This is a genomic window from Dactylosporangium thailandense, from assembly GCF_059739745.1.
This window is the reverse complement of sequence record NZ_AP029195.1, coordinates 4,533,589-4,559,356: the sequence shown is the minus strand read 5'-3', so window position 1 is coordinate 4,559,356 and position 25,768 is coordinate 4,533,589. Positions and strand designations below refer to the sequence as shown.

Here is a 25,768-nt window from a genome sequence, read left to right as displayed (position 1 = left end):
CGTGACCACCGCCGAGCACGAACTGCGCTGGGCCGGCCAGCGGGTCGACGCGATCGCGCCCGGGAGCCTGCCCGGCCTCGCCCGCCTGAGCAACCTCGTCCGCAGCGTGCGCACGCCCGAGTTCGAGGGCGTCACGTTCCACGAGGTGCTGACCAAGAGCGCCCTCAACCACGTCCCGGCGACGAGCGCGATGCTGCCGGGGGAGTGGACGATCAACCCGTACCGCGGCTGCACCCACGCCTGCGCGTACTGCTTCGCCCGCCCCAGCCACGAACACCTCGGCCTCGGCCTCGGCGCCGACTTCGACCGCCAGATCGTCGTCAAGGTGAACCTCGCCGAGGTCCTGCGGCGCGAGCTCGCGACCAAGCGGGTCCTGCCCGACCGGGTCGCGTTCGGCACCAACACCGACCCCTACCAGCGCGCCGAGGGCCGCTACGCGCTGATGCCCCCGGTCATCGACGCGCTCACCGGCGCCCGGGTGCCGTTCTCGATCCTCACCAAGGGCACCGTGATCCGCCGCGACCTCGACCGCCTCGCCGCCGCGGCCCGGCACGTGAACGTCGAGCTGGGCCTGTCGATCCCGTTCGTGGACGAGACGCTGCAGCGCACCCTCGAGCCCGGCGCCCCGTCGACGGCCGCGCGGCTGGACACCCTGCGGGCCATGCGCGCCGCCGGCTTCGCGCCGACCGTGTTCCTCGCGCCGATCCTGCCGCACCTCACCGACGGCCAGGAGCAGCTCGACACCACGATCGGCGCGCTCGCCGAGGCCGGCGCCGCGCACATCCTGCCGACCCCGCTCTATCTCATCCGGGGCGTGAAGGAGCTGTTCTTCACCTGGCTTCGGCGGTGGTACCCGGAGCAGGTGCCCGCCTACGCGGAGCTGTACGACTCCGGATCCCGTCTCCCGCGCGCCTATCGCGACGCCGTCCGCGCCCGCGTGGACCGGGCCCTGCGCCGCCACGGCCTGCCGATCCCCGACGACACCACCGAGGACAAGTTCGCGCTGCTCGGCAAGCGCCGCCCCGAGCCCGGGCCGAGCCAGCCGACCCTCTTCTGATGTCGGCCCGCTCATCCGGCCCGGACCGCGACGAGCGCGGCGGCGAGGGCCCGGACCTGGCGCAGGCCGACCCACTCGCCGGGTCAGCGCGAGGACGTGAGATCGCCTCGCCGCGTCGGCACCGCAGTCCGAGTCGTCGTCCGCGTCGGAGGGGTCAGGCCCGCCGCAGTCCGGGCCGATCCGGATCGCTGAGATACGACGCCACCGTCGATGCGGGCGACGAGGTGGACAGGATCGTGTTCACGGCCCGGAAGTCGGCGCGCAGCTGGTTCGGCGTCAGCTCGACCGTGACGTATCCGCGGCCGTTGCCCTCGAACCGCAGGTGAGGCGTTGCGGGCACGGGGTCGAACTTGGCGGTCACCGTCTCGTCCACACCGATCGTTCCGGACGACGTGATCGACGTGGTCGTGAACTCGACCCCGAGGGTCTCGGACGCCGGGTTGGAGAAGTCCCGCTTGAGATCGGCCGCCCTGTTCTTGTGGATGTCGCCGGAAAGCACCACCGGGTGGCACTTCGGGTTCGAGGCCATGCCCCGCAGGATGTTCTCGCGGGCGGCACGGTAGCCGTCCCACTTGTCCTCCGGGTGGGCGATGTCCGGGTCGGCGAAGAACGGCACCTGCTGCGCCAGAACGTTCCAGGAGGTGCTGGAGTGCTGCAGATCCTGCAGCAACCAGCGTTCCTGCCGCGAGCCGAGGATTGTGCGGCTGGGGTCGTACGCCTCGGGCGAACCGGCGTCGGTGACCTGGTCGCTTCGGTACTGGCGGGTGTCCAGGACGTTGAAGGTGGCCAGTTTCCCCCAGGACAGCCGGCGGTACAACTGGATGTCGGCCCCGTTCGGCCGCTGCGCCGATCGTAGGGGCATGTGCTCCCAGTAGGACTTGTATGCGGCCGCCTTGCGCAGGCGGAACTCCTCGACCGTCGCGTCGGCGCCCTGCCCGGTCTCCGGGATGTCACCGGCGTAGTTGCCCGAGACCTCGTGGTCGTCGAACGTGACCACGAACGGCGCGCTCGCGTGGATGGCCCGCATGTCCGGGTCCATGCGAACCTGGGCGATACGCACGCGATAGTCGGGCAGCGCCATGCACTCGCCGATGGGCAGATGCTGACGTCCGACCGGCCCGGGTCCGTTGTCCTTCTCGTAGAAGTAGTCGCCGAGATGGAACACCAGGTCCGGCTCGTAGCGCAGCATGTCCTGGTAGGCCGTGTAGTAGCCGTCCGTGAAGCGCTGGCAACAGGCCACGGCGAACCTCACCCGCGCCGACCGGGAGCCCGGGACCGGCGCGGTGCGGGTGCGCCCGGCGGGGCTGATCTGACCGCCGGCGCGGAACCGGTAGAAGTACTCCCGCTCAGCGCGCAGGCCACGCACGTCCACGTGCACCGAGTGCGCGTCCTCGGCCCTCGCCAGTTGCGTCCCGCGGTGCACGATCTTGCGGAACCGTTCGTCCTCCGCGACTTCCCACTCCACCGGGAACGCTTCGGACGGCATGCCGCCGGTGCCGTCGAGCCGCAGCGGCTCGGGTGCCAGGCGGGTCCAGATCACGACGGCCTCGGGCAACGGGTCACCCGACGCGACGCCCAGCGCGAACGCCCCCTCGGGCAGCTTCGGCGCGGGCCGGTGGGACGCCTGGGCGGGTGCGGCGACCGCGATGCCCAGAGCGGTCGTGGCACTGGCCGCGAGGAGTGTCCGCCGCGTCAATCCGCTCGGGTGCGTCTCGGCCGCGGTGTTGTCGCTGTCGGTCATGCTGATCCCTTCTCGTTCTCGTTCGTGCGGTTGCTTGTTCGCGCCGTCGGCGGGCAGGTCGAGGCCTTGTGGTGAGGTGGGTTGCCGGCTCGGGTGCCGCGACTCGCCGCGATGACCGGCGGTGGTCGGTGTGGGTGCGGTCCGGCCGCGGGCACCGCCCGGTCCGGCCGTCCGGCCGGCGAGCGCGCTGCGGTCGCCGCGCAGACGAGGACCGGATGTGGTTGGTTCCGGCCCCGGGTGTGCGGCACGCCATCGATGGCGGCGTCGATCAAGTGGATCGATCTAGTCACTACTAGAACAACGTTTCGCTGGCGTGTCAAGGAGTGCGCCTGTCTTGTGGGGCGGGCCCCGGCCGGCGGGGACGGTGAACCGCGGCCACCCGCCGAACGTGTCGTCGGTGTCCACAATGTCGTAGCAAGGCAGTTGCAACTCCGCGTGAACTGCGGGCATCGAGCAAGATCCTGATGCGTGTGAGGCGCGCCGGCGCCCGAGGCGTCCGGCCCGCGCCGACGCGGGCATCCGTAGATCGATCCGCATCGCCCGACTTCCCGATCTAGTCGACCGTATTCACCGGGGACGGGCTCGCACCACGTTGTCACAAAGTTCTTGACACGTGCTGGAAACACTGTTGTAGTGCGAGTAGATCGATCTACTAGTCAGCCGCCGCGGGCACTGCGACCGCCACCCTGGTCGACCCACGGCCCCGCCGGACGCGGCCCACACCAACCAGGGCCGCTCCGCCGCACCCCCGGCACAGCCATGCACCCCAGCCCGATTCCCGTCCCCTGACAAAGGGAGCCCCCATGCAGCAGAGCGAGCGCGCCGACATCCCCCAGCGGATGCGGGCCGTCGTCTCGTACGGCCCCGAGGACTACCGGCTCACCGACCTTCCCGTGCCCCGGCCCGGCCCGGGTGAAGCATTGCTGCGCGTCGCCGCGGTCGGCATCTGCGCCAGCGACCTCAAGTGCTACCACGGCGCGGCGAAGTTCTGGGGCGACGAGAGCCGCCCGGCCTGGGCCGAGACCGACGTGGTCCCCGGCCACGAGTTCGTCGGCGACATCGTCGCGCTGGACGACGAGGGCCGCGCCCGCTGGGGCGTCGACGTCGGTGACCGGGTCGTCGCCGAGCAGATCCTGCCGTGTGGGGCATGCCGCTACTGCGAGCGCGGTCAGTACTGGATGTGCGCCGTGCATGACATCTTCGGCTTCAAACGGGCCGCGATGGGCGCGATGGCCGAATACGTTCTCCTGCCGGCCCGCTCGCTGGTGCACCCGATCTCCGCCAGCGTCCCGCCCGCGCATGCCGCGTTCGCCGAACCGCTGTCCTGTGCCCTGCACGCGGTCGAGCGCGCCGGCATCACCTTCGACGACGTGGTCGTGGTCGCCGGGTGCGGGCCGATCGGGCTGGGCATGGTCGCCGGCGCCGTGGCGAAGAACCCGGCCAAGGTCATCGCGCTGGACATGGCCGACGACAAGCTGGCGCTGGCCCGGGCGTGCGGCGCCGACCTCACGCTCAACATCAGCCGCGACGACGTCCTCGGCACGGTCCGCGAGCTCACCGACGGCTACGGCGCCGACGTCTACCTCGAGGGCACAGGGCACCCGTCGGCGGTGCTGCAGGGCCTCAACCTGCTGCGCAAGCTCGGCACCTACGTCGAGTACAGCGTCTTCGGCTCCGACGTGACCGTCGACTGGAGCATCATCAGCGACGACAAGGAGCTCAACGTGCTCGGCGCGCACCTCGGGCCGCACTGCTGGCCGGCGGCGATCCGCATGATCGAGTCGGGCCGCCTGCCGCTGGAGCGCATCTGCACCCACCAGCTTCCCCTCGACCGCTTCCAAGAGGGCCTCGACCTGGTGGCCGACGGCTCTGCCTCGATCAAGGTGTCCCTCCTTCCCGCCTGAGCGCTCTCCCTCACCAGGAGCTTCCATGGACCGTCCCCTTATCGCGCCGATCTCCCGCCGCACCCTGCTCGGCGGCGCCTTCGCCGCCGCTACCGGCCTGCTGGCCGCCTGCAGCGATTCCCCCACCCCCAGCGGCAGTACCGGCGCGACCACCTTGCGCATCGGCACGCCGAGCGACGTGCTGCTCGGCAGCATCCAGCGGTTCCAGGCGCACAATCAGCCGCTGCGCCGCACCATTTTCGACTACCTCGTCGACAAGAACCCCGACGGTTCCTACCGTGCCGCGCTGGCGACGAAGTGGGAGTGGAACGCGCAGAACACGTCGCTGGTGCTGAAGCTGCGCGACGACGTCACCTTCCACACCGGGCGGGCGTTCGGCGCCGACGACGTGGTCGCCTCGATCAAACAGGCGACCGCCGAGGGTTCGGGCGTGCAGGCCGCGCAGCTGCTCAAGCGGGCCTCCGGCGTCAACAAGACCGGCCCGCACGAGGTCACCGTGACCTTCGACAAGCCCTTCACCGGCTACCTCGACGCCCTGGCCATGTTGCCGATCATCGACAGCGAGACGTTCGCTCAGCTCAAGGACGGCAAGCAGGTCGTCGGCACCGGGCCGTTCAAGTGGCAGTCGTGGACGCCGGGCAGCAAATTCGATCTGGTCCGCTACGACAACTGCTGGCGCGGCAAGGCCAACTTCGAGACGCTGGCGTTCAGCATCATCCCGGACGCGCAGGCGACGCTGGCCGCGATGCGCTCGGGCAGCCTCGACCTCGCGCTGCGGATGATCGCCCGCGACGCCGACTCGCTCAAGAGCGACAGCCGGTTCGCGGTGAGCAGCACCGTGGGCTACGAGATGTACGTCGGCGTGAACGTGAAGGTCAAGCCGTTCGACGACATCAGGGTCCGGCAGGCGGTCGCCTACTCACTGGACCGTGCCCGCATCGCCGATCAGGTCTACAAGGGCTTCGCGACGCCGAGCTCGGTGCCGTGGGACGAGAGCACGCCCGGCATCACCAAGCAGCAGATCGCCAGCTACGGCTACGACGTGGCCAAGGCCAAGGCGCTGTTGCAGGAGGCCGGGGCGGTCGGCACCGAGGTGTCGATCTCGGCGCTGGCCGCGGAGCCGACCTACAAGTCGATCCAGGACATCGTGCAGTACGGGCTCGACCAGATCGGCTTCAAGGTCAAACCGGTCAGCTACGACGCCGCCCAGTTCCCGCAGCACGTGCAGGCCGGCGACTTCCCCGGCCTGTGGATCACCGACGTCGCGCTGACCTCGATGGGCCAGCTCACCTCGCTGCTGACCGCCAACCCGCTGACGGTCGGCAAGAACACCTCGAACTTCGCCGCCCCCGAGTACGCCACGCTGGTGGAGGCGGTGACCTCGGCGCAGAACGACGAGCAACGGGCCGCCAACAGTACGAAGCTGACCGACTACCTGCTGCAGCAGGCGTTCCACAACAGCATCGCCCAGGCCAAGACGCCGATGGTCGGCGTCAAGGGCCTCACCGGCGTGAGCGCCGACCTGACCCTGGCGATCGACCTCACCCAGGCGAAGTTGTCGGCATGACCCGGTACGTCATCACCCGGCTGTTCGGCGCGTTCGCGGTGCTGGTGGTCGTGTCCGTCGTGGTGTTCAGCCTGCTGCACCTGGCACCCGGCGACCCGGCCGTCATCATCGCCGGCGCCGACGCGGACCAGGCCACGGTGGATCGGATCCGATCCGACCTGGGACTGGACCGGTCGCTGACGGCTCAGTACTTCGACTGGGTGCGCCAGCTGTGCACCGGCCACCTCGGCACCTCGTACACGCTGGGGCAGCCGATCAGCAGCCTGATCGCCCAGCGGCTGCCCGGCACGCTGCAGCTGACGGTGGCCGCGACGCTCGTGATGACGGTGTTCGGCCTGTTGACCGGGGTGGTGCTGGCCACCACCCGGTCACGGGTCCTGCGGTGGGTGATCGACCAGCTGTCGACGCTGTCGCTGGCGCTGCCACCGTTCGTCAGCGGGGTGGTGCTCATCTTCTTCTTCGCGGTGCTGTGGCGGGTGCTACCCAGCGGCGGCGACGCGTCGCTGCTGGATACGCCGGCCAGCTCGATCCGCCGGTTGATCCTTCCCGCCGTCGCGATGGCGCTGCCGGCGATCCCGGTCGTCGCGCGGCTGCTCGCCACAGAGATCCGGCGCAACCTCGATCAGGAGTACGTGCTGACGGCCCTGGCCAAGGGCGCCGGCCGCCGCCGGATCACCTGGCGGCACGTGCTGCCCAACAGCCTCGGCCCGGCGGTCCTGGAGCTGGCGATCCGCATCGGGCACCTCCTGGGCGGCGCGGTCGTCGCCGAGGCGATCTTCGCCCGGGCCGGACTGGGCAGCCTGCTCGTGCAGGCGGTCCAGACGCGCGACTACCGCCTCGCCCAGGTGCTGCTGCTGCTCGCGATCGCCGCGGCCATCGTCATCCAGCTCCTGTCGGAGCTGCTCATCGCCCGGATGGACCCGCGCGTCCGGTTGGGAGGCAAGGCATGAGCCCATCCCCGGAGCCGCAAGGGCAGCTCGACACGCCGACAGACACGCCAGGCCCCACATCGGATGCCCTCGCCGCGCACGACCCGGGTCCGGCCGGCGGAAGGGGCCGGCGCAGCCGCTACCTCGCCGCGCTGCGCACTCCCGGCGGGATCGTCGGGCTGTGCCTGGTGCTGCTCATCGTGCTGGCCAGCCTGGTCATGCCGTTGTTGCTGCCGTACGGGCCGTACCAGCAGGGACCGAACAGCCTGCTGTCCCCGGGCGGCGGACACCCGCTCGGCACCGACGAGGTCGGCCGCGACCTGCTCGCCCGCGTCGTCGCCGGCACCCGGCTCGACCTGCTGATCACGCTCATCGCGGTGCCCGTCGCGGCCGTGGCGGGCACGCTGCTCGGCCTGCTCAGCGTCGTCAACGGCTGGCTGGGCGCGTTCTTCCAGCGGGTGTTCGACGTGCTGCTGGGCGTGCCGGCCGTCATCCTCGGCGTCGCGGTCACCATCGCCGTCGCCCCCGGCACCGCCGCGGTCGTCATCGCGATCGTTCTGGTCGTGATGCCGGTCTTCGGCCGCCAGGCCCGCAGCTCGCTGCTGGGCCAGCTGCCGCTGGACTACGTCGCCGCCGCCGAGGTGCTCGGCTACCCGCGCCGCCGGGTGATGCTGCGGCACATCCTGCCCAACATCGTCGACGTCATCATCGTGCGCTTCGCGGTGGAGATGTCCCACGCGATCATGGTGGAGGGCGGCCTGAGCGTCGTCGGCCTGGGCATCCAGTCACCCGATGCCTCCCTCGGCTCAATGATCAAGTCGGGCAGCGGATACCTGCTCGAGCACCCGGCCTACGCCCTCGCTCCGGTCGTGGTCGTCGTGCTGCTGGTCGTCGGCTACACCCTGCTGTCCAACGCTCTGAACCAGGCGGTGCTGCGCAAATGACCCGAGCCGACCACCCGCCGACACCGGCCCGGCCGGTACAACCGGTCCTCGAGGTGTCCGGCCTGTCACTTCGCCTGCGCACGCCGGGCGGTGCCGTCCCGGTTGTCAAGGACGTGAGCTTCCAGGTCAATCCCGGCCAGATCCTGGGCGTCGTCGGTGAATCCGGCTCCGGCAAGTCGCTGACCGCACTGTCGGTCATGCGCATGCTGCCGGCCGCCGTCACCGTCGACGGCGGCGCCGTGCGCTACCTCGGCCAGGACCTGCTCACCATGCCCGAGCGGGAGATCACCGCCCTGCGCGGCGACCGGATCGGCATGGTGTTCCAGGACCCGATGGCCTATCTCAACCCGCTGCTCACCGTCGGCGCGCAGATCCGCGAGGTGCTGCGCCTGCACGGCATGGGCCGCAAGGCCGCCGCCGCCCGCGCCGTGGAGTTGCTCGACCTGGTCGGCGTGCGCGACCCGGGCAAGCGCGCCGAGGACTATCCGCACCAGTTCTCCGGAGGCATGCGCCAGCGGGTCGTCATCGCGATGGCGGTCGCCAACAACCCGACCCTGCTCATCGCCGACGAGCCCACCACCGCCCTCGACGTCACCGTGCAGGCCGGCATCCTTGAACTGCTCGGCCGGCTGCGTGCCGAGCTCGGCACCGCACTGCTGCTCATCACCCACGACATCGGCGTCGTCGAGGACGTCTGCGACTCGATCATGGTGATGTACGCCGGCCGTGCCGTCGAGCAGGGTGCCGCCGCGACGGTGCTCGGCGACCCCCGCCACCCGTACACACGGGAGCTGATGCGCTCGACCCCGCGCCTCGACGTGCCGGTGCTGCGGCGGTTGCCGGCCATCCCCGGCCAGCCACCGGACGTGACCCGGCGGCCGGGCGGCTGCCCCTTCCACCCGCGCTGCCCGCTGGCGTTCGACCGGTGCCGTGAGCAGATGCCGCCCGAGCAGGACACCGGCGCCGGGCACCGCGCCGCGTGCTGGCTGTCGATCGAGCCGCTGCCCGCACCGGCGGTGAGCACCGCGCAGGTCCGCGAGGTCCGGCACGACGACGAGCGCGCCCCGATCCTCGAGATCGCGGACGCCCGCATCACCTACGGGCGGCCGTCGCCGCTGCGGCGCAAGCCGCCGCGGATCATCGTCGACGGCGTATCGCTCAAGGCCTACCCGGGGCGGACCCTCGGCCTGGTCGGCGAGTCCGGCTCCGGCAAGTCGACCCTCGCCCGCACGATCGTCGGGCTCGTGCCGCTGCTGTCCGGGCGGATCAGCATCGACGGAATGCAGTGGACCGACCGGGACCGCCGCGCCGAGCTGCGCCGCACGGTGCAGATGGTGTTCCAGGACCCCTACCAGTCACTCAACCCACGGCAGACGATCGAGACCCTGCTGACCGAGCCGCTGACCGTGCACCGGCTGGTGCCGCGGGCCGGCCGGGCACGCCGGGTCGCCGAGCTGATGTCGCTGGTCGGCCTGCCCCAGAGCCTGCTGGAGCGCTACCCCTACCAGCTCTCCGGCGGGCAGCGGCAGCGGGTCGGCATCGCCCGGGCCCTCGCGGTCGAGCCGCGGCTCATCGTCGCCGACGAGCCGGTCTCCGCCCTCGACGTGTCGGTGCAGGCGCAGATCATCAACCTGCTGGCCGACCTGCGCGACGAGTTCGGACTGTCCTATGTGGTCATCGCCCACGACCTGAGCGTCGTGCGGCACCTGTGCGAGGACGTGGCGGTGATGCAGGGCGGGGTGATCGTCGAGCAGGGACCGGCCGAGCGGGTGTTCGCCGACCCGCAGCACGAGTACACCAGGGCGCTGCTGGCCGCATCGCCCGGATCCAGGGAACAGGTGGTGTCATGACTCAGCAGCGCATCGGCCGCACCCCGGCCGAGTCGCAGGAGCGCTGGCCGGATCTGGCCGGTGGCAGCCGGGCCGCCGGCTCGCCCAACGTCGTGGTCATCCTGCTCGACGACGTCGGCTTCGCACAGTACGGCTGCTTCGGCTCCACCATCCAGACCCCGGCGATCGACCGCCTGGCGCGTGAGGGCCTGCGCTACGTCAACTTCCACACCACGGCCGTCTGCTCACCCACGCGGGCGTCGTTGCTGACCGGGCGCAACTGCCACTCGGTCGGGTTCGGGCACGTGACGGAGCGGCTGGCCGGCTACCCCGGCTACTCGATGCGGCTGCCGGACAGCGCCGCGACGGTCGCGGAGATCCTGCGCGGCAACGGCTACACGACCTGGGCGGTCGGCAAGTGGCACCTCACCCCGTCCTACGAGACCGGCCCGCAGGGCCCGTTCGAGCGCTGGCCGCTGGGCCGCGGGTTCGACCGGTTCTACGGCTTCCTCGGCGGCTCGACGGACCAGTACGCGCCGGAGCTCGTGCGGGACAACACGCCGGCCGGCCCGCCGCGCACCGCCGCGGAGGGCTACCACCTCAGCGCCGACCTGGTCGACGAAAGCATCCGGCAGATCCGCGATCTGCGGGCCGTGGCACCGGACAGGCCCTTCATGCTCTATCTGGCCACCGGCTGCGGGCACGCGCCGCACCAGGCGCCCGCCGAATGGATCGAGCGCTACCGCGGCGCCTTCGACGCCGGCTGGGACGCCGAACGGGACCGGGTCCTGGCCCGCCAGATCGAGCTGGGCGTGATGCCCCCGGGCACACGACTGGGGACGTCCAATCCCGGAGTACCGGCATGGACCGATCTCACCGGCGAGCAACGCCGGCTGGCCAGCCGGATGATGGAGGTGTACGCCGGCTTCGTCAGCTACACCGACGCGCAGATCGGCCGCCTGCTCGACGCGCTGGAGGCCACCGGCGATCTCGACGACACGGTCGTGATGCTCTGCTCGGACAACGGCGCCAGCGGCGAGGGTGGCCCGGAGGGCAGCGTCGACGAAGGGCTCTACCTCAACGACCGGCCGCAGCGCACCGAGGACGGGCTGGCGCACATCGACGAGCTCGGCGGGCCTCGCCTCTACAACCATTACCCGTGGGGCTGGGCACAGGCCGGCAACACGCCGTTCCGGTGGTACAAGCAGTTCACGCACGCCGGCGGGATCACCAACGGCCTGCTGGTGCGCTACCCGGGCGGCGGTGTGCCCGCCGGGGGCATCCGGCGGCAGTACCACCACGTCATCGACATCACCCCGACCCTGCTGGACCTCACCGGGATAGCACCGCCGACGACGGTGCGGGGCGTACCCCAGCAGCCGATGCACGGCGTCAGCATGCGGTACTCCTTCGCCGACGCCGACGCGCCGGGGCACCGCCACACCCAGCACTACGAGATGTGGGGCAACCGCGGGATCTGGCAGGACGGCTGGATGGCGGTGTGCCGGCTGCAGCCCGACGGCGCGGGCGCCTTCCCGCCCCAGCGCCCGCCGGCGACCCTCGACGAGCTGCGCTGGGAGCTGTACGACCATCGCAGCGACCCGTCCGAGTGTGATGATCTCGCCGAGCGCGAACCGGCCCGGCTGCGAGCCATGACGGAACTGTGGTGGGCCGCGGCCGGCCGCTACGACGTGCTGCCCGTCGACAACCGGGCCCGCGCCGAGCGCTGGCCCGCCGATCCGCCCGCACCGGCGGGATCGGACCCGGCGCGAGCCCGCTTCCACGGCCCCGGCGGCCCCTACGAGCGCGGCGTCGCCCCGCGGGTGGCGGGCCGGTCGTTCCGGATGTACGCCGAGGTCACCGTCGGCGACGCGACGGCACCCGACGGGAACCCGCGCGGGGTGCTCTACGCGGTCGGCGGCGGACACGGCGGCTACTGCTGGTACCTGCAGGACGGGCAGGTCCGCTTCGAGGTGGCCCAGTCCTCGGTGCAGACCGAGACGGTCACCGCCCCATGCGTCGTGGCACCGGGCCGGCACCGGCTGGAGGTGGCCGTCGACGCGGCGGCCGACCTGTCCGCGCGGATCATGTTCACCGTCGACGGCGTGGCCGTGGGCGGCGGCAGCGTGTCGCGCCTGCTGAAGCGGGTGCCGATCGGCTCGGGCCGCACCTACGTCGGCCACGTCACCAGCGCCCCCGTCAGCGGCGCGTTCACCCCGCCCAACCCGTTCACCGGTGAGCTGCACGAACTGGTGGTGCTGCCCGGCCCGCCCGCCGGGGCCGCACCGGCCGTGCGGCGCGAGACCGCCGACGCCGAGATGAGGGAACAGTGAGCACGAGCGGCTTCCCCGGCCGGATCGGCCGTACGGTCGGCGATGCCACCCCGTGGTGGCCCCCGGCGCGCACCGGGCCACGGCGGCCCAACGTGGTGCTCGTCGTGCTCGACGACGTCGGATTCGCCCAGCTCGGCTGCTACGGCTCGGCCATCCGTACCCCGCGGATGGACGCCCTGGCCGGCGGCGGCGTGCGCTACACCAACTTCCACGTCGCCGCGCTGTGCTCGCCGACGAGGGCGAGCCTGCTCACCGGCCGCAACCACCACACGGTCGGCATGGGATTCCTGGCGGCGTTCGACACCGGCTTCCCCGGCTATCGCGCCGAGGTGACGCCGCGGGCGGCCACCCTCGCAGAGGTGCTGCGCGACAGCGGGTACGGCACCTACGCCGCCGGGAAGTGGCACCTGGCCCCGCCGACGCAGCTCACCGCGGCCGGCCCGTTCGACCAGTGGCCGACCGGGCGCGGGTTCGACCGCTACTACGGGTTCCTCTGGGGCGAGGACGACCAGTTCGAGCCGGAGCTGTGGTCCGACCAGCACCGCGTCGACGTGCCCGACGACCCCGACTACCACCTCAGCGCCGACCTGGTCGCGAAGGCGACCGGGTTCGTCGCCGACCACGTGACCGGCCGCCCCGACGACCCGTTCTTCCTGTACCTCGCGTTCGGCGCCTGCCACGCGCCGCACCAGGCGCCGCCGGCGTTCCTCGATCGATACCGGGGCGCGTTCGACCAAGGCTGGGACGCCGAGCGCGAGGCAGTCCTCGCCCGGCAGGTCGAGCTGGGCGTGGTACCGCCCCAGACCGAGCTGCCGCCACGCAACCCGGACGTGCGTGCCTGGGCGGACCTGTCGGGCGACGAGCGGCGCCTCTACGCCCGGATGCAGGAGGTGTTCGCCGGGTTCATGGAACACACCGACGAGCAGATCGGGGTGCTGGTGGACTTCCTCGGCCGGCACGGGCTGCTCGACGACACGCTGCTGCTGGTCGTGTCGGACAACGGGGCCAGCGGTGAGGGCGGCCGGCACGGCACCGCCAACGAGTACCGCTACTTCCTCGGCCTCGGCGATTCCCTCGATGACGGGCTCGCCGCGATCGACGACCTCGGCGGCCCGGCCGCGCACAACCACTATCCGTCGGGCTGGGCGCAGGCCGGGAACACGCCGCTGCGCTACTACAAGAAACACACCTACGGCGGCGGGGTGCGGGTGCCGCTCATCGCCCACTGGCCGCGCGGCATCGACCCGGCGGTGCCGCTGCGCGGGCAGTTCCACCACGCGGTGGACATCCTGCCGACGATCACCGCGCTCGCCGGAGCGGAGATGCCCGCCAGCTACCGCGGTCACGAGCAGATCCCGGTGCACGGCACCTCGATGGCGTACACCTTCACCGACCCGGCGGCCGCCTCCACCCGCACGACGCAGTACTTCGAGACCGCCGGCTTCCGCGGGATCTACCGCGACGGCTGGAAGGCCGTCGCCGACCACACGCCCGGCACCGCCTACGACGACGACCGGTGGGAGCTGTTCGACCTGACCACCGACGTGTCCGAGGCGCACGACCTCGCCGCCCGCCACCCCGGCCTGCTGCGTGAGCTGGTCGAGGAGTGGGACCGCCAAGCCGAGCGGTACGGCGTGCTGCCCCTCGACGACCGGATGGGCACCCGGGTCGCCGGGATGGACCCGGCCGCGGACCGGCTGCGCTACCGCATGCTGCCGGGTACCCGGATCATGAACAGCGTGGCCGGCCCCACCTTCGCCGGGCGCTCGTTTCGCATCGACGCGGTCCTGACCGGGCCGCCGGCCGACGGGGTGCTGCTGGCCTACGGCCGGCGGGCCCACGGGTTCTCCTTCTACGTACGCGACGGCCGGCCGGTGTTCGCGCTGAACCTGGCCGGGGACCGTACCGTCGTGCGCTCGGCGGACCCGCTGCCGGCGCACGCGCGCCGGATCGGCCTGCTGGTGCAGGACGGGCCCGCCGGGGTCCACGCCGAGCTCAGCGCCGACGGCGTCCCGCTGATCCGCGCAGCCCTGCCCCGGCTGCTGCCCGGCGGGATGGGCACCCTGTCGCTGCAGTGCGGGCACAACGCCCCGTCGGCGGTCACCGACGACTACACCGGGCCGTTCCGCTACGCGGGCGACCTGCTGCACGTCGACGTCGAGCTGCAGCCGCCGTCGGTCGACACCCGGGACACCGACTGGCTCGCGGAGGTGGCGACGCAGTGAACGGACCCAACATCGTGTTCATCCTCATCGACGACATGGGCTGGGCCGACCTCGGCTGCTACGGCAGCTCGTTCTACGAGACGCCGCGGCTGGATCGGCTCGCCGAGCAGGGCGCGTTGTTCACGGACGCGTACGCGGCCGCGCCGGTCTGCTCGCCGACCCGCGCGAGCATTCTCACCGGCCGGTACCCGGCCCGGGTCGGGGTCACCCAGTACATCGGCGGCCACGGCGTGGGCAAGCTCGCCGACGTGCCGTACCACCAGTTCCTGCCCACCAACGAGCTGTCGCTGGCCCGGGCGCTGCGGGCGGGCGGGTACCGGACCTGGCACGTCGGCAAGTGGCACCTCGGGCCGCGGCGGACCTGGCCCGACCAGCACGGCTTCGACGTCAACATCGGCGGCTGCGAGTGGGGGCACCCGAAGAGCTGGTTCAGCCCGTACGGCAACCCGACCCTGCCCGACGGCCCCGAGGGGGAGTACCTCACCGACCGGCTCACCGACGAGGCGATCCGGCTCATCGAGACCGCCGGGGACGCGCCGTTCTTCCTCAACCTGTGGCATTACGCGGTACACGTGCCGATCCACGCCCCGGCCGAGCTGATCGCCAAGTACGAGCGCAAGGCCGCGGATCTGGGTCTGGACGCGCTGGACCCGTTCGAGCCCGGGGAGCGGTTCCCGGCCTGGCACCAGCGCGCCGCCCGGGTCCACCGGCGGGTCGTGCAGTCCGATCCGGCGTACGCGGCGATGGTGGAGAACCTCGACACCAACATCGGCCGGCTGCTCGACGCGCTGGAGGCGGCGGGCAAGGCCGACAACACGATCGTGGTGTTCACCTCCGACAACGGCGGGCTGTCCACCGCGGAGGGCTCGCCGACGAGCAACCTGCCGCTGTCGGAGGGCAAGGGCTGGGTCGCGGAGGGCGGCGTCCGTGAGCCGCTGATCGTGCGCTGGCCCGGCGTCGTCGAGCCGGGCCGGCGGATCGCGGCACCGGTCACCAGCCCCGACTTCTACCCGACGCTGCTGGCCGCGGCCGGCCTGCCGCCGCGGCCGGCCCAGCACGTCGACGGCGCCGACGTCACGCCGCTGCTGCGCGGCGAGCCGTTCGAACGCGGCCCCGTCTACTGGCACTACCCGCACTACAGCAACCAGGGCGGCCGCCCCGCGGCAGCGGTCCGCGACGGCCGGTGGAAGCTCGTCCACGAGTTCGAGGGCGACCCCGACACGCTGTTCGACATCGTCGCCGACCCCGGCGAACACCGCGATCTCGCCGCGGAGCACCCCGGCGTGGCCGCGGCGCTGCGGGAACGGCTGCTGTCGTGGATCGCCGAGGTGGGCGGGCTCGTGCCGCCGCCGAACCCGCAGCCGGAGCCGTTCAGCGACCTCGCCGGGTACTTCCTCGGCGGCCAGGTCGCCGAACCCGGCGCCGACGTGGCCTGGACGGCCGGGAAGGACCAGCCATGCTCGTGATCGGTGTGGACATCGGCACGTCCAGCACCAAGGGCGTGCTCGTGACCCCGGACGGCGACGTGCTGGCCACCGCCACCCGCGCGCACGGCATGTCGATGCCCCGGCCGGGCTGGGCCGAGATGGACGCCGAAGACGTGTGGTGGGGCGACGTCGTGGCGGTCACCCGCGAGCTGACCGAGGCCGCCGGGGACCGGCCGGTGGCCGCCGTCTGCGTCAGCGGGGTCGGCCCGTGCCTACTGCTGACCGATGCCGAGCTGCGCCCGGTCCGCCCGGCGATCCTCTACGGCATCGACATGCGCGCCACCGCGGAGATCGAGCAGCTGACCGAGCACTTCGGCGCCGAGGCGATCCTCGCCCGCGGGATGACCGAGCTGACCACCCAGGCCGTCGGCCCCAAGCTGGCATGGGTGCGCCGGCACGAGCCGGAGGCCTGGCAGCGCGCCCGGCGCTGGTTCAGCTCCAACTCCTACGTGGTGGCGAAGCTCACCGGCGCGTACGTGCTGGACCACCACACCGCCAGCCAGTGCGACCCGCTCTACGACATGCACCGCGCGCAGTGGGCGGACGACTGGCTCGCCGAGGTGGCCCCGGGCCTGCCCGCACCGCGGCTGGCGTGGCCCGGCGAGGTCGTCGGACACGTCCTGCCGGCCGCCGCGGCGGCCACCGGCCTGGCCCCGGGCACCCCGGTCTGCGCCGGCACCGTCGACGCCTGGGCCGAGGCGCTCAGCGCCGGAGTACGCCGGCCCGGCGACCGTATGCTGATGTACGGCTCGACGATGTTCTTCGTCCACATGCTCGCCACGCCGGCCGCGCATCCGGGCATGTGGAACACCGCCGGGGTGTACCCCGGCACGTGGAGCACCGCTGCCGGCATGAGCACCTCCGGCACGCTGACCGACTGGGTGCGCCGGCTGACCGGCGGCGCAGCCTTCGAGGAGCTGGTGGCGGCGGCCCGCACCGTGCCGCCCGGCTCCGACGGGCTCGTGCTGCTGCCCTACTTCGCGGGCGAACGGACGCCGATCTTCGACCCGCGCGCCCGGGGCGTCGTGGCCGGGCTCACCCTCAACCACGGCCCGGGGCACCTGTTCCGGGCCGCCTACGAGGGCATCGCGTACGGCATCCGGCAGATCCTGGACCTGCTCGACGCGACCGCCGGCCCGGCCGGGCGCACGGTCGCCGTCGGCGGGGGCACGCAGGGCGGCCTGTGGACCCAGATCGTCAGCGACGTGAGCGGGCGCGAACAGGTCGTCCCGGCCCAGGCGATCGGCGCCAGCTACGGCGATGCCCAGCTCGCCGCGATCGGCGCCGGGCTGGCCCCGGCCGACGCCGACTGGGCGGTCGAAGGGCGCCGCGTGATCCCCGATCCGGCCAACCACGCGGTCTACGCCGAGCTGGCCGAGATCTACGACGGCCTGTACCCGGCCACCCGGGCCGCGGTGCACCGCCTGGCCGCGGTGCAGGAGGACGCCGGCCGCCGTGCGGATGCGCCGTGACCCGCCCGACGGCCCACGCCACGGCCCCTCGCACGGGCGGTCGAAGGGCCAGCGCACCGACCATTGCCGATGTAAGATGCCGCGCGAGATTGGAGCGTCCATCGTGAACAAGCGCGTCACCCTGGCCGACGTGGCCGCCCACGCCGGGGTCTCGCGCGCCACCGCGTCGCTGGTGATCCGTGACGCCGGGAACCTCAGCGACAGCACCCGCGAGCGGGTGCGGTCCTCGATGCGGGCGCTCGGCTACGTCTACCACCGTGGCGCGGCGTCGCTGCGGGCCAGCCAGACCAAGACCGTCGGGCTGATCCTGCCGGACCCGGCGTACGCGTTCATGGGCGAGATGGCGATCAGTCTCGAGTCGGCGCTGGCCGAGCGCGGCCTGCTGCTGCTCACGGCCAATGCGTTCGAGGACCCGCAGCGCCAGGACCGGCTGCTGCGGGCGCTCGTCGAGAACCGCGTCGACGGCCTCGTGGTGCTGCCCGCGCTCGGCACCGACGAAGCGTTCGCCGACCGGCTCGCCGCGACCGGCATCCCCACCGTGGTCACGATCCGGGCGGAGGCGGCCCATCGCACCACGTACGTCGGCATCGACAACGTCCGCGGTGGTGAGCTGGCCGGGGAGCACCTGCTCGCCCACGGTTGCCGGCAGTTCGTCTACCTGGGCGGCCTGGTCGGCCTGCGTCCGCGGCAGGACCGGATGACGGGCCTCAACGCGGCCCTGGCCCGGGTGCCCGGCGCGCGGCTGATCGCGCACCGCACCGGGCCCGCGCTGGGCCGCTGGGCCAGCGACGCGGCCGCCCGGCTGCTCGCCGAGGGCCCGATACCGGACGCGATCGTGTGCCACAACGACCCTGTCGCGTTCGGCGTCTACCGCGCCCTGCGCGATGTCGCGCCCGACCTGGTCGACCGGGTCCGGGTCGTCGCGTTCGACGACGTCGACGAGGCCGCGCTGTGGGAGCCGCCGATCTCGTCCGTGGCCGCCAACGGCCGCGAGGTCGGCCGGCGCACCGCCACCGCACTGCTGCGCCTGATGGACGACCCCCTGGCCGAGCCCGAGGTCGTCCTGCTGCAGCCCGAGCTCGTCGTGCGCCGCTCGTGCGGCTGCCCGGCCGCCTGACCGCACCCGCTTCAGCCCCACCGCCGCAGCGGCCGTCGGCACTGAAGTAGATCGATCCACTGACTCGAGAGGAACACCGACGTGTCGGACACCGCCCAGGAGCCCTTCGCCGGCCGCATCGGACGCACCTACCGCGACTCCGTGCCGTCGTGGCCGAACCGGCCGACGTCGACCGGGCGGCCCAACGTCGTGTTCGTCGTCCTCGACGACATGGGTTTCGGCAGCCTCGGCTGCTACGGCTCGGAGATCGACACGCCTGTGATGGACCGGCTCGCCGCCGAGGGTGTGCAGTTCACCAACTTCCACGCGACGGCGCTGTGCTCCCCGACCCGCGCGAGCCTGCTGACCGGGCGCAACCACCACGCCGTCGGGATGGCCTACCTGTCCCACGTCGACGACGGCTACCCGGGCTACCGCGGGCGGATCACCCACCGGGCCGCCACCCTCGCCGAGATGGTGCGCGAACACGGCTACAACACCTTCGCCGTCGGCAAGTGGCACCTCACCCCGATGGACGAGACGACCGCCGCCGGACCCTACGACCAGTGGCCGCTCGGCCGCGGCTTCGAGCGCTACTACGGGTTTCTGGAAGGCCTGACCGACCACTACTTTCCCGAGCTGTACAGCGACAACTCGCCGGTGCCCCCGCCGGACACCCGCGACGGGGAGTATCACCTCACCACCGACCTCATCGACCGATCCATCGGGCTCATCCGCGACCAGACCTCGATGACGCCCGAGAAGCCCTTCTTCCTGTACCTCGCCTTCGGCGCCACCCACACCCCGTTCCAGGCACCCGCCGACTTCGTGGCCAAGTACCACGGGCGCTACGACGAAGGCTGGGACGTCATCCGCCGCCGCCGCTACGAGCGGCAGCTCGAGACCGGCGTCATCCCGGCCGGCACCAAGCTGCCGGCGGCCAACGAAGGGGTGCCCGCCTGGGCGGACCTCGACCCGCAGGCGCAGCGCCTCTACGCCCGCTTCCAGGAGGTGTACGCCGGGTTCCTGGACCACACCGATCACGAACTCGGTCGGCTGGTGGCGTACCTCGAGGAGATCGGCCGGCTCGAGGACACCATCGTCGTGGTGGTGTCGGACAACGGCGCCAGCCAGGAGGGCGGCCCGCACGGCGTGCTCGATACCACGTCCTACGAGAACGGCCGCTTCCCGTCCCTGGCCGAGAACCTGGCCCGCATCGACGAGATCGACGGGCGCACCGCGCATGTCAACTACCCGCTCGGCTGGGCGCAGGCGGGCAACACGCCGCTCAAGCGGTACAAGCAGAACACCCACGCCGGGGGCATCCGCACCGCGATGATCGTGCGGCCGCCCCGCGCCCTGGCCGACCTGCCTCGCGGGGGCATCCGCGACCAGTTCCACCACGTCACCGACATCGTCCCCACCGTGCTGGACCTGATCGGCATCGAGCCGCCCGCCGCGCTCGGCGGCCTGCCGCAGCTGCCGATCGACGGGGTGAGCATGCGCCGCACCCTCACCGACCCGACGGCCGCGATCGACCCTCGCGCGCAGTACTTCGAGACCCTCGGTCACCGGGCCATCTGGAAGGACGGATGGAAGGCTGTCGCGTTCCACCGCCGCGGCGCGGACTACGACGAGGACCGCTGGGAGCTCTACCACCTGGAGCAGGACTTCTCCGAGAGCAGCGACCTGGCCGCCCAGATGCCGGACAAGCTGGCCGAACTCGTCGGCGCGTGGTGGGCCGAGGCCGAACGCAACAAGGTGCTGCCGCTGGACGACCGGGGCTTCGCCGAGCGGGCGACGGTCAACATCCGGCCCGACTCGCCACGCAACCGCAGCCGGTTCGTCTTCCACAACGGCATGCATCACATCGGCACGGGCGCCGCCCCCGTCGTGGCCGGTCACCCGTTCGAGATCAGCGCCGCGATCGAGCGTCCCGCCGGGGTCGGCGACGGCGTCCTGCTCGCCTTCGGCAGCGTCAACAGCGGCTTCGCCCTGCTGGTGCGCGACGGCCACCTGGAGTTCGACTTCAACCACTACGGCACGCATCACATCACCCGCACGCCTCAGCCGCTGCCGGCCGGAGGCAGCGCGGTGGCGGTCCGGGTCGAACCGACCGGGCGGGGGACGGCCTGCGACGTGACCCTGCTCGTCGACGCGGAGCCGGCAGCCTCCTCCCACCTGGCCGAAACCTTCGAGCACTTCGTGGCCTTCCAGGGGCTCGACGTCGGCGGCGACCGGCTGTCCCCGGTACGCGCGGGTGCCGACGGGCCGTTCCCGTTCACCGGCACGCTCCGGCAGGTCGTGATCGAACTGCTCGACGGCGGCCCCGGCCGCGGCCACGAGGTGAACGACTGACATGCCCACCGAGCTGAACGGATCCGACATGCAGCACCCCGACCCGCGGCTGGAGCCGGCGCCCTTCGGCGGCGTCGTCGCCGACACCGTCGCCGACTCGACCCCCTGGTGGGCCCCGGCCGTCCGGCCCGGCGACGGCGCGCCGAACATCGTGATGATCGTCCTCGACGATGTCGGATACGGCCAGATCGGCTGCTACGGCGCGGCGACCGACACACCGGCCATGAACGCCCTCGCCGCGCACGGGGCCCGGTTCGCCAACTTCCACGTCACCGGCCTGTGCTCGACCACCCGGTCGAGCCTGCTGACCGGGCGCAACCACCACGCGGTCGGGGTCGGGTTCCTGGCCGACTTCGACACCGGTTTCCCCGGCTACCGCGGCGCGGTCACCCCGCGCGCGGCGACCCTCGCCGAGATGCTGCGCGACGCCGGCTACGGCACCTACGCCGTCGGCAAGTGGCACCTGACCCCACCCGCGCACATGACCCCGGCCGGGCCGTTCCACCAGTGGCCGACCGGCCGCGGCTTCGACCGCTACTACGGTTTCCTCTGGGGCGAGGACGACCAGTGGGCGCCCGACCTGTGGCAGGACCAGCACCACGTCGAGCCGCCCCGCCGCGACGGCTACCACCTCAGCGAGGACCTCGTCGACCGGGCCCAGCGCTACGTCGCCGACCACGTCAGCGCCGCCCCCGACCGGCCCTTCTTCCTCTACCTGGCGTTCGGCGCCTGCCACGCGCCGCACCAGGCGCCCCGCGAATACCTCGAGCGCTACCGCGGCCGCTTCGACCACGGCTGGGACGTCGAGCGCGAGCACACCCTGCGGCGCCAGATCGCGCTCGGCGTCGTCCCGCCGGGCACCACCCTGCCACCGCCGAACGAGGGCGTGGCGAACTGGGCCGACCTGGACGACGACCAGCACCGGCTCTACGCCCGGATGCAGGAGGTCTTCGCCGGGTTCATGGAGCACACCGACGCGCAGATCGGCCGGCTCGTCGAATACCTGCGCGGCATCGGCGAGCTCGACAACACCCTGCTCGTCGTGCTGTCCGACAACGGCGCCAGCGGCGAGGGCGGCGCCGACGGCTCGGCCAACGAGTACCGCTACTTCCTCGGCCTGGCCGACCGGTTCGAGGACGCGCTGGAGCAGATCGACGAACTCGGCGGCCCGGCAACCCACAACCACTACCCGTCCGGATGGGCCCAGGCCGGCAACACCCCGCTGAAGCTGTACAAGAAGCACACGTTCGGCGGCGGCGTGCGCGCGCCGCTCATCGTGCACTGGCCCGGCCGGATCGCCGCGCCCGGCACGGTGCGCACCCAGTTCCACCACGTCATCGACATCCTGCCGACGGTGCTGCAGGCGGCCGGAGTGCGGGCGCCCACCTCCCACCGGGGCGTGCCGCAGCTCCCCGTGCACGGCACGTCGATGCTCTACACACTGGACGAGCCCGGCACCGCCGGTCAGCGCCGGCAGCAGTACTTCGAGACGGCCGGGCACCGCGGCATCTACCGCGACGGCTGGAAGGCCGTCACCACCCATCGTCCCGGCACCCCGTTCGACACCGACCGGTTCGAGCTGTACCGCCTCGACGAGGACTTCGCCGAACTGCACGACCTCGCCGCCGAACATCCGGCGATCGTCGCGGACCTCGTGGCAGCCTGGTGGGACGACGCACGGGCCTACGGCGTCCTGCCGCTCGACGACCGGATGCAGAGCCGGGTCGCGGTCAAGGACCCGGCCTGGGCGAGGACCCGGTACCGGCTGCTGCCGGGCGCGCGGCTGGCCAACGGACCGGCCGGCCCGGACTTCGCGGGGCGGCACTTCACCGTCACCGCACGCCTCGAACGGCACCGGCCCGGCGACGACGGCGTCCTGCTCGCCTACGGGCGGCGGGCCGCGGGGTTCAGCTTCTTCGTCGCCGACGGCCGGCTGAGCCTCGACCTCAACCTCGCCGGTCGGCACACCGTCGTGACCGCGCCCGAGCCGCTGGCCCTGGGACCGGCGGCCGTCGCCCTGACGCTCGCGGGCGACCACAGCGGGGCCGAGGCCGCGTTCACCGTCGACGGCGTGGAAGTGCACCGGGCTCCCGTTCCCGCCGTACTGCCGGCCGGTCTCGGCTGCCTGTCGCTGCAGTGCGGGCACAACTCGCCGTCGCCGGTGAGCCCGCACTACGAGCCGCCGTTCACCTTCGCCGGCACCCTGCACGAGGTGTTCATCGACCTCGGCCCGACGGTGACCGAACCGCACCCGGCCGCCGAGCGGCCGCTGGCGATGGACTGAGCGCCATGCCGGCCGAATCGGTCTCCGCGGCAACCCCGGGCGGGCGGGGCGAGGACGCGGAGGCTGTCGAGACCACCGCCGCGCCGGAGGTCGAGCGCGAGCCCGACTACCGTTTCACGCTCGCCAACGAGCGGACGGTGCTGGCCTGGCTGCGCACCTCACTCGCGCTCATGGCCGCGGGCGTCGCCGTCGTGCAGTTCGTGCCGCTGCTCGGCCGCCCGGCCGTGCGGGAGGCGACCGGGCTGGGCTTCACCGTCCTCAGCGTCGTCGTCGCGATCGCCGCCGTGCTGCGCTGGCGCACCGTGCAGCGTGCGATGCGCCGAGGCCGGCCGCTGCCCGGCTCGGCGGCCGTCTGGGTGGTGGCGGCCGGGCTGGCCGCCGCCGGGCTCGGGGTGTGCGTCATGATGCTGGCCGGGCCGTGAATGGCGCGCCTCGACCCCGGCCTGCAGGCCGAACGTACTGCGATCGCGTGGACCCGCACCGCCGCGTGCTGCCTGGCGAACGGGGTGCTGTTCGTTCCCCGCTACCTGCGCGACCGGACCGACCTGGCGGTCCTGTTGCTCGTCGGGGTGGCGTTCGCGCTCGCCGCCGTGACGTTCGTGACCGCCCGCCGGCGCCGGCGCGCCCTGACCCGGCCCGAGCGGCCCGGGCCGGTGTCGGCGCGGCCGCTGGTCACCGTGGCCGCCGGCAATGCCGTCTTCGGTGTGCTGTTCCTGCTGGACCTCCTGGCGCACCAGCCGTGACCGAGACCGTGCCGAAAGGGCAAGGATGACCAACAGCTGCTGCGCTCCCGGGCGGGTACCGCCGCCCGGCGCCGCCGAACCGTCCACCGGCCGATCCGCCGCCCCGGACGCCGGCCGCGGCACCGACGACGCCGCGATGGTGACGGTGCCCGCCGGGACCTTCCTCATGGGCGGCGACGACCCCGACGCGTTCCCCGCCGACGGGGAGGGCCCGATCCGGGAGGTGACGCTCTCGGCGTTCCGGATCGATACGACGGCCGTGAGCAACGCACGGTTCGCGGCCTTCGTCGCGGCGACCGGACACCGTACCGAGGCCGAGCAGTTCGGCTGGTCCTTCGTCTTCCATCGGCTGTTGCACCCGGCGGCACGGCCGCACGTCATGGACGCGACCGTGCCCGGGGCGCCGTGGTGGCTCGCGGTCGAGGGCGCTGACTGGCGCCGCCCCGACGGGCCCGGCTCCGACATCACCGACCGGCCGGACCACCCGGTGGTACACGTGTCGTGGCACGACGCCGTCGCCTTCGCCGCCTGGGCGGGCAAACGGCTGCCGACCGAGGCCGAGTGGGAGATGGCCGCCCGGGGCGGGCGCGAACGAGCCCGCTTCCCCTGGGGCGACGAGCTGGCACCCGGCGGGGTGCACCGGTGCAACACCTGGCAGGGCACGTTCCCCCGGCTGGACACCGCTGAGGACGGCTACGCCGGCACCGCACCGGTCGGCGCGTTCGAGGCCAACGGATTCGGCCTGTACAACACCTCGGGCAACGTCTGGGAGTGGTGCGCCGACTGGTTCAGCGCCGACTGGCACCGGGAAGCGACCCGCCAGACCCGCATCGACCCGAAGGGCCCGCCCTCGGGCGCGGCCCGTGCGATGCGCGGCGGCTCATACCTGTGCCACGTGAGCTACTGCAACCGCTACCGGGTGGCCGCCCGCACGAGCAGCACCCCGGACAGCTCGACCGGACACTGCGGCTTCCGCTGCGCCGCCGACGTGCCGTAGCGCGGCTACGGGGTGGTGCGGCGCCGGCGGGTGCGGACGACGAGGAGCAGGACGCCGGCGACGACCAGCAGGGCCAAGGTCATGAGCGCGATCGCCGTCACCGTGCCCGCGGTGTTCTGGCTCGTGTCCTGGTTCGCGGCGACCGGCGTCGGGCTCCCGGCCGCGGGCTCGGTGGCCGCGACGCTCGGGGCGGCGCTGTGGGCGGTGCCGGGGGCGGCGTTGGAGGTGGCGGCCGCCGGCTGCAGCATGAGCACCGGGGCCGGATGCTCGGGCTCCGGGTTGCCCGCCTCCGGGAGGTCGATCCAGCGGGTGACACTGCCGTCGCTGTACGTCTCCAGCGTCTTGAAGGCCAGCATGCGGGCCGCCGCCGGCAACTGTGCGATGCGGATCGTGTGCACCGCGTCGGCCCGGGGCTTCAGCGCGGGGCCGGAGATCGTGTAGCCCTCCGTCCCGGCGCTGAACGACCACCCCTGCGGGGCGTCGACCAGCTCCACGTCGCCCATCTCGATGCCGTCCGGCAGCGCGACCCGCTCGGCGCTGATGCCGGCCCGCGAGGATTCACCCTCGCTGGTGAACGTGATCGTCACATTCCGGGCGCTCACGTGCGGCTTGTCCGCGCTGACCTTCACGTGCGCGGACGCGGGGGCGGCCGGCAGCAGGGTGGCCATCAGGCCGGCCGCGATCGCCGCGCTGTACACGGCCAGGCGCCGCGGGCCACCGTTCGCCATGACGGCAACTCCTCAAGATTCAGAATCGAGCCCCGGTACCGTACTACTACCGTCACTCGAAGTTCGAGCCGGAG

At 72.6% G+C, this 25,768-nt stretch carries 18 protein-coding genes; 16 read left to right on the top strand and 2 right to left on the bottom strand.

Annotation, left to right across the window (positions count from 1 at the left end):
* Position 1 precedes the first annotated feature (1 nt).
* Positions 2-1,057 (top strand): radical SAM protein, encoded by a 1,056-nt coding sequence (locus AC6JBM_RS19585; RefSeq protein ID WP_497985030.1) that lies wholly within the window; start codon positions 2-4, stop codon positions 1,055-1,057.
* Between the two features lie 154 nt (positions 1,058-1,211).
* On the opposite strand, the gene AC6JBM_RS19580 is transcribed toward AC6JBM_RS19585, so the two are convergent.
* A complete protein-coding gene (locus AC6JBM_RS19580; RefSeq protein ID WP_497985029.1) occupies positions 1,212-2,798 on the bottom strand; it encodes an alkaline phosphatase D family protein in 1,587 nt (528 codons plus the stop codon).
* An 803-nt stretch (positions 2,799-3,601) separates the two neighbouring features.
* On the opposite strand from AC6JBM_RS19580, the gene AC6JBM_RS19575 reads away from it, so the two are divergent.
* The 15 genes from AC6JBM_RS19575 (at position 3,602) to AC6JBM_RS19505 (ending at position 24,966) form a co-directional block, all read left to right on the top strand.
* Positions 3,602-4,702, top strand: a complete 1,101-nt coding sequence (locus AC6JBM_RS19575; protein WP_497985028.1) for an alcohol dehydrogenase catalytic domain-containing protein — start codon at positions 3,602-3,604, stop codon at positions 4,700-4,702.
* Between the two features lie 25 nt (positions 4,703-4,727).
* Positions 4,728-6,269, top strand: coding sequence for an ABC transporter substrate-binding protein (locus tag AC6JBM_RS19570; protein ID WP_497985027.1), 1,542 nt, complete (start codon positions 4,728-4,730; stop codon positions 6,267-6,269).
* Positions 6,266-7,219, top strand: a complete 954-nt coding sequence (locus AC6JBM_RS19565) for an ABC transporter permease (protein ID WP_350623447.1) — start codon at positions 6,266-6,268, stop codon at positions 7,217-7,219. Before AC6JBM_RS19570 ends, AC6JBM_RS19565 begins: the two co-directional genes overlap by 4 nt.
* Positions 7,216-8,142 (top strand): ABC transporter permease, encoded by a 927-nt coding sequence (locus AC6JBM_RS19560; RefSeq protein ID WP_497985026.1) that lies wholly within the window; start codon positions 7,216-7,218, stop codon positions 8,140-8,142. The genes AC6JBM_RS19565 and AC6JBM_RS19560 overlap by 4 nt, the downstream gene beginning before the upstream one ends.
* A complete protein-coding gene (locus AC6JBM_RS19555) occupies positions 8,139-9,992 on the top strand; it encodes an ABC transporter ATP-binding protein (protein WP_497985025.1) in 1,854 nt (617 codons plus the stop codon). Before AC6JBM_RS19560 ends, AC6JBM_RS19555 begins: the two co-directional genes overlap by 4 nt.
* Positions 9,989-12,304 (top strand): sulfatase-like hydrolase/transferase, encoded by a 2,316-nt coding sequence (locus AC6JBM_RS19550; RefSeq protein ID WP_497985024.1) that lies wholly within the window; start codon positions 9,989-9,991, stop codon positions 12,302-12,304. The genes AC6JBM_RS19555 and AC6JBM_RS19550 overlap by 4 nt, the downstream gene beginning before the upstream one ends.
* Positions 12,301-14,529, top strand: coding sequence for an arylsulfatase (locus AC6JBM_RS19545; RefSeq protein ID WP_497985023.1), 2,229 nt, complete (start codon positions 12,301-12,303; stop codon positions 14,527-14,529). The genes AC6JBM_RS19550 and AC6JBM_RS19545 overlap by 4 nt, the downstream gene beginning before the upstream one ends.
* Entirely contained in the window at positions 14,526-15,995 is a 1,470-nt protein-coding gene (locus AC6JBM_RS19540; RefSeq protein WP_497985022.1) for a sulfatase, read from the top strand. The genes AC6JBM_RS19545 and AC6JBM_RS19540 overlap by 4 nt, the downstream gene beginning before the upstream one ends.
* Positions 15,986-17,488 (top strand): FGGY-family carbohydrate kinase, encoded by a 1,503-nt coding sequence (locus tag AC6JBM_RS19535; protein WP_497985021.1) that lies wholly within the window; start codon positions 15,986-15,988, stop codon positions 17,486-17,488. Before AC6JBM_RS19540 ends, AC6JBM_RS19535 begins: the two co-directional genes overlap by 10 nt.
* Positions 17,489-17,591: 103 nt before the next feature.
* Entirely contained in the window at positions 17,592-18,605 is a 1,014-nt protein-coding gene (locus AC6JBM_RS19530) for a LacI family DNA-binding transcriptional regulator (RefSeq protein ID WP_497985020.1), read from the top strand.
* A gap of 81 nt (positions 18,606-18,686) precedes the next feature.
* Complete coding sequence (locus AC6JBM_RS19525; protein WP_497985019.1) at positions 18,687-20,942, top strand: arylsulfatase; 2,256 nt, start codon at positions 18,687-18,689, stop codon at positions 20,940-20,942.
* A 1-nt stretch (position 20,943) separates the two neighbouring features.
* Positions 20,944-23,226, top strand: a complete 2,283-nt coding sequence (locus tag AC6JBM_RS19520) for an arylsulfatase (RefSeq protein WP_497985018.1) — start codon at positions 20,944-20,946, stop codon at positions 23,224-23,226.
* Positions 23,227-23,231: 5 nt separating this feature from the next.
* On the top strand, positions 23,232-23,648 hold the full coding sequence (locus tag AC6JBM_RS19515) for a YidH family protein (RefSeq protein ID WP_497985017.1): 417 nt from the start codon (positions 23,232-23,234) through the stop codon (positions 23,646-23,648).
* The gene (locus tag AC6JBM_RS19510) at positions 23,649-23,969 is read left to right on the top strand and encodes a DUF202 domain-containing protein (RefSeq protein ID WP_497985016.1); all 321 of its coding nucleotides are present in this window, start codon (positions 23,649-23,651) and stop codon (positions 23,967-23,969) included.
* Between the two features lie 25 nt (positions 23,970-23,994).
* Positions 23,995-24,966: a formylglycine-generating enzyme family protein gene (locus tag AC6JBM_RS19505; protein ID WP_497985015.1), complete on the top strand. Its 972-nt coding sequence runs from the start codon at positions 23,995-23,997 to the stop codon at positions 24,964-24,966.
* A 5-nt stretch (positions 24,967-24,971) separates the two neighbouring features.
* Here AC6JBM_RS19505 and AC6JBM_RS19500 read toward each other — a convergent pair whose 3' ends face one another.
* Entirely contained in the window at positions 24,972-25,694 is a 723-nt protein-coding gene (locus tag AC6JBM_RS19500) for a DUF1775 domain-containing protein (protein WP_497985014.1), read from the bottom strand.
* Positions 25,695-25,768 lie beyond the last annotated feature (74 nt).